General features: G+C 40.4%; 6 protein-coding genes. 4 read left to right on the top strand and 2 right to left on the bottom strand.

Translation table 11 applies throughout. The annotated features are described in order from the left end of the window. The coding region (locus ACWNM1_RS30150; RefSeq protein ID WP_449603861.1) for an ATP-binding protein at positions 1–314 on the top strand (314 nt) is incomplete at its 5' end. A 125-nt stretch (positions 315–439) separates the two neighbouring features. Continuing rightward, the gene (locus ACWNM1_RS30145) at positions 440–1,102 is read left to right on the top strand and encodes a DUF421 domain-containing protein (RefSeq protein WP_449603860.1); all 663 of its coding nucleotides are present in this window, start codon (positions 440–442) and stop codon (positions 1,100–1,102) included. 297 nt (positions 1,103–1,399) lie between these two features. Here the strand turns inward: ACWNM1_RS30145 and ACWNM1_RS30140 are convergent, their stop codons facing one another. Both ACWNM1_RS30140 and ACWNM1_RS30135 read right to left on the bottom strand, forming a co-directional pair. Then, on the bottom strand, positions 1,400–2,806 hold the full coding sequence (locus tag ACWNM1_RS30140) for an MDR family MFS transporter (RefSeq protein ID WP_449603859.1): 1,407 nt from the start codon (positions 2,804–2,806) through the stop codon (positions 1,400–1,402). A gap of 37 nt (positions 2,807–2,843) precedes the next feature. Then, complete coding sequence (locus tag ACWNM1_RS30135; protein ID WP_449603858.1) at positions 2,844–3,269, bottom strand: MarR family winged helix-turn-helix transcriptional regulator; 426 nt, start codon at positions 3,267–3,269, stop codon at positions 2,844–2,846. A 239-nt stretch (positions 3,270–3,508) separates the two neighbouring features. Here ACWNM1_RS30135 and ACWNM1_RS30130 point away from each other — a divergent pair, with 239 nt between their 5' ends. After that, the gene (locus tag ACWNM1_RS30130; protein ID WP_449603857.1) at positions 3,509–3,982 is read left to right on the top strand and encodes a CAP domain-containing protein; all 474 of its coding nucleotides are present in this window, start codon (positions 3,509–3,511) and stop codon (positions 3,980–3,982) included. A gap of 170 nt (positions 3,983–4,152) precedes the next feature. Continuing rightward, on the top strand, positions 4,153–5,347 hold a 1,195-nt coding region (locus ACWNM1_RS30125), incomplete at its 3' end, for a stalk domain-containing protein (RefSeq protein ID WP_449603856.1).

Raw genomic sequence — 5,347 nt, 5'->3', positions numbered from 1 at the left:
ACCAAATACAGCAATGTCTTATTAATCTATATAAAAACGGAATCGAAGCCATGAAGGAAAAGGACGGTGGTACGCTGTTCATCGATATTTCGGAAAAAAAACAAAATATTATTATCAGTATTCGCGATACTGGCATTGGAATGACAAAGGAAGAAATATCGCGTCTCGGTAAACCGTATTATTCGACCAAAGCTGAAGGCACGGGACTGGGGATGCTAATGGTCTACAGTACCATTGATAAAGTGAAAGGCATTGTTGAAGTTGATAGTGAAAAAGGCAAAGGCACAACGTTCATTATCACCATTCCAACATAAGGGCTAGATGCAGAGCGTCTCGTTTACTGTTTATCCCCCACTAGGAGTGTGTAATACCTTTCATGAATGGATTTCGTGTCATAAGGGCAACGACCCTGTGCGAAGTCCCATCTGGAGGTGCAGTAATGGAGATATTTATAACTATAGGTGTCAAACTGATCATTAGTTTCTTTGGTTTGTGGATCATTACCTTTATTACTGGCCGCAAGACGCTTAGCCAATTGACACCTCTCGATTTCCTGTCATCATTGATTTTAAGTGAGATTGTAGGGAATACGATATACGATGATGAGGTGAAGATCTGGCATCTGCTGTTTGCGCTTTTCATCTGGACCGTTTTGTCTTATTTGTTTGAAAAGGCAACGACCCATTTTGTGAAGTTCGGGAACATGGCGGAAGGCCGGACGGTGTTGCTTATTGACGATGGCAAAGTGAAACAGGATTTGATGGAGAAATACGATATTGAGTTTACCCAACTGCTGTTTATGCTGCGGCAGCAAAATATTTTTTCTCTAAGTGAAGTGAAGTATGCTCTGCTCGAAACGAATGGCTCACTGTCGGTTATGCGCAAGTCTGAAGAGGAGCAATCGGAGCAGTCTTCCTCTTTTTCCATTACAGTTATTGATAAAGGTAGGCTGTTGGAAGATTCGATGCGTGGCAGACCGATGAATAAGATACAGATCCAGGAATGGATCAGGGAGCATGGCTATCAATGCGTTGAGGACATTGCGTATGCTGAATACAAGGAAGACGGATCACTCTATATCATACCTAAAAACAAACCATAAACCTTAATAATAGTAATATATTTTAATGGAAAACCAGCCCTGCCAATGAGTCCGTAGAAAAAATGATAGATCGAATTAATCATTGAACAGAGATATAATGACGCGAAAAAATGGGAGCTGGATAGTATTGAGCAAGAGCAGAGGAACTGCTATTTATATGAAAAGGTAGGATATAAACGAACAGAAGAAACAAAGCAAATAAATGATAAATTAACTTTAGTATTTTATGAGAAAGATATCGATTAAAATTTAGACAGCGGACAGTTCATGTCCACTGTCTTTTTTAGATTAAAATGATTAGACCCGAACACGCTTAACAAATAACGATAAAATCAAGCCTATTCCTGCAATTATTGCGATAAACAAATAAGCATATGTAATTCCAGCAGTTAGAATCTCAGGCTGTGCAGCAGTTGGGTGTGTATTCGCGAATCGTGTTTGTCCGCTTGACATTAGTGTAACAGCGAACGTCGTACCAAGGGCACCTGCGATTTGTTGAAGTGTGTTCATAACAGCAGCTCCGTCCGGATAGTAATTCACGGGTAATTGATTTAAGCCATTGGTTTGAGCGGGCATAAAGACCATTGCCAATCCAATAAACATTGTGCAGTGTATTAAAATAAAGGTCAGGCTACTGGTTTCAGTAGAGTTACTTGTAAATAGAAATCCTGCAATGGTTGCGATGGAGAATCCAAGTGGCAGCAATAGCTTCGGGCCGAATTTATCAAATATTCTCCCAGTTACTGGAGCCATAGCTCCGTTAATCACACTGCCTGGAAGGAGTAAAATTCCTGCAGCTGTGGCGGATAACAACAAACCTCCTTTTAAATATAAGGGTAATAAAATGGCAGAGGATAAAATGATCATCATTCCAAAAAAGACCATAATAAGACCAATTGTAAACATAGAATAATTAAACACTCGTAAATTCAGCATAGGCGTTTCCAACTTAAATTGTCGTAACACAAAAACAATTAGGCTAATGACACCAACGATAAGGGGCAGATAGACAATGATATCACTTAAAGAATGATCAGAGATGTTACTAAATCCAAATACGATGCCACCAAATCCGAGAGTAGAAAGCAGGATGGAGAAAATATCTATTTTAGGTTTAGAGATTTTGGCTACATTTTTGATGAATGTTAATCCGAATCCAAATGTAAATAATAATAAAGGTAAGCTGATCCAAAAAATAAACTCCCAGCCCCAATGATCCACGATCAATCCAGATAGCGTTGGTCCGATGGCCGGAGCACACATAGTCACTAGTCCCATCATCCCCATGACCGTTCCGCGTTTATGTGCAGGAAAGATAATCAGAATAATGTTCGTCATTAGGGGCAGCAATAAGCCAGTACCCAAGGCTTGCACTAAACGCGCAATTAATAAGGAGGTGAAGTTTGGGGAGAGGGCAGCAATTAATGTACCGACGATAGATAATAGCAAGGAAGCTGTGAATAATTGTCTGGTGGTAAACCATTGCATTAATAGGGCGGATATCGGAACAAGGATACCTAATACAAGTAAATATCCTGTAGTTAGCCATTGAACCGTTGAGGCGTTGATTGAAAATTCATCCATTAAGTTTGTAAAAGCCATATTTAAGGCGGTTTCACTAAATAGTCCGACGAATGCACCTAGCATGAGCGAGAAGGCCATAAGGTCTGGACGTTTAACTTTAACAGCTGCTGTTAATTCCATGATTTGGATAAACCTCTTTTCAGAAATGGATTCGTATTTATGCCTCTCTTACATTATTCTGCACACGAGTTAACAAAGTTGTTAGCGCTGAGTACTCTGCAGGAGAGAATCCTTTCGCTATAATTTCGTTTAATTTGATTGTCACCTCATTGATTGTAGTCTCTAATTTCCTGCCTTCGTCTGTGACAAAAACATTTACCGAACGACGGTCTTGCGTACTAGTTACTTTATGAATGTACCCCTTGTTCTCTAAGCTAGCGATCATTCGGGCAACACTGGCTTTATCCTTCCCAAGTTTATTAGCAATCTCGTTCTGAGATAGACCATCTTTTTCAAGCAACAAAGCCATAAGTAAATGTTGTTCAGGCGCAAGCCGAACGGGTGCAAGCAATTTTGTTAAATAATTGGCTATTTCTAAGTGTAAATCTCGAATAACTAAACCTAGTGGTTCTTTGAAATCCATGTGATCTCTCCTAATTAAAAATAGATGATATATCAACGTTTATGATTTGTTTATATTAACATAAAGTAACACATGCATGTCAAGTCAAAGAGATATCTAGTACATAGGGGTAACAAAATTTATAGTAGAATTATAGACTTTGGTACAAGCGTGAAGACCTCTTCCACAATATATTGTTGTAAATACATTGTAGGAGGGCAAATCATGAAGCATCTTCAATAAGAAGAGTCAAAAGTTCTTTGAGTAAAGGAATAAAAACGAAACGTAGTCCCGTAACGAAAAGAGTAGGGAAGTCAAGGATTCATATTAGACAAGCTAACGCATTTGAATTGCAAGTTTTTAGATTAGTCAACGAAGAACGGACGAGTAGAGGAATCGCTGCCTTAACTCTAAACACGCGGCTAACTGATCTTGCGGTTTTGAAATCAAGAGATATGAGGGATAATAACTATTTTAGTCATACCTCTCCAACTTATGGCACCCCCTCTCAAATGCTAGATCGATTTGGAGTGGAGTGGCGTGCTTATGCAGAAAATATCGCGGCGGGCCAAGCAACACCTGAAGCAGTAATGAGAACGTGGATGAATAGTACTGGTCATAGAGCTAATATTTTGGATCCTCGCTTTACGGATATTGGGGTTGGTTATGTAGGGGGAACTGCTACTAGTCAATATCAACATTATTGGACACAACTGTTTATTCAGAAACCATAAGAGATTACAGAGAAGCCACTCTAAAATGAAATACGCCTCTGATTGTGTGTCTAACCATTGAGGTGAAGTTCATTTACGGGGTGGTTAGTTTTGTGTTTTTGAACTGCTTTACAGAAACCTTTCTGGAAGAATGTCGTCTAACAAGATATGGAATTTTGAGGAGGAGAACTATGCATAAAAAATGGATGCTTATAGGCGTCTTGCTGCTTATGGCAATCACTCCATGGATTGATGTCACAAAGGTACAAGCCGCAAAAGTATTGTTTGACGGAACTAGTAGTACGGAGCAACTAAAAGCACTAGCTTCGATTAATAAAATTCGGCAACAAATGGGGTTGGATGAAGTGAAACTTGATCCTGCCCTCGTTAAGGCGGCGATTAATCATGCTCGCTACGCTAATGCTAATTTTACGATAAAGTCTGAAGGCGATTTATCTATAGAAGTGAAAGGTCGTGAGTTCTTTACCCAACAAACGCCTAAAGAGAGAGTGTTAACTTCGGGTTTTAGCGGAGAAGTACCGGAGATTATGGAAACCGTATATATGAAAGAGCGGGCCTATGATGAATTTGATATGGCTTCAGAGATTAACGAGCTAGCAGTTATGCATGATCGCAGGGAAGTGATGCTGACCCCGGCAGTTGCTTCTATTGGCATTGCACGAGTGGGTAAGTCTACCGTGATTGTTGGTGCTTTGCAGTCAGAAGGCGTAATGACTACACCAGCGACTGCGAGCGTATTTCCTTATGATGGAATGACGCGAGTGTGGTCAGGCAACATTTACAAAATGAATGTACAGCAGTTAATTCAAGGAGAAGCTACAACACTTACGGTCTTTAGTAGTCTACGGGATGTAGCGGACATAAAGGCTAAACTAAGCACACAAGCAGGCAACCGCCACATTAGTATCCCGCTTAGTGTGAAGAAACTCAATTCTGGTTACGGGTATGTACTAACAGCGCAGCGTCAGTTGAGGGGGGATCGAGAGTATACCGCGGAGGTTTCATTTCAATCTGGTGGCGAAACGCTAGTGAAAAAATGGACCTTTAAGACAAGCCCATTCCTGTATCAGTTGAACATTGATGATATGCCACTTCTATCAGCACCGCCGCTAAACATTGTGAATGGCATTTCAGAAGTGCCTATGCGTTATCTCTTTGAGTTATTTGGGGCCAGGGTAGAATGGAACAAGGCAACTCGTACGATTACCGCTGAAAAAAATGGACTTTCTCTGAAGATGACCATCGACGATCATACAGCCTACATTAATGGACAAGCTGTGCAGATGAATAGCCCACCTCATCTATACGGTTACGCTACCTATGTTCCTCTCCGATTTATATCCGAAACGTTCGGATATGATGTAG

The organism is Paenibacillus sp. Marseille-Q9583, assembly GCF_976954365.1.
The sequence above is the reverse complement of the archived record's forward strand: the minus strand, read 5'-3'. Positions and strand labels throughout refer to the sequence as shown.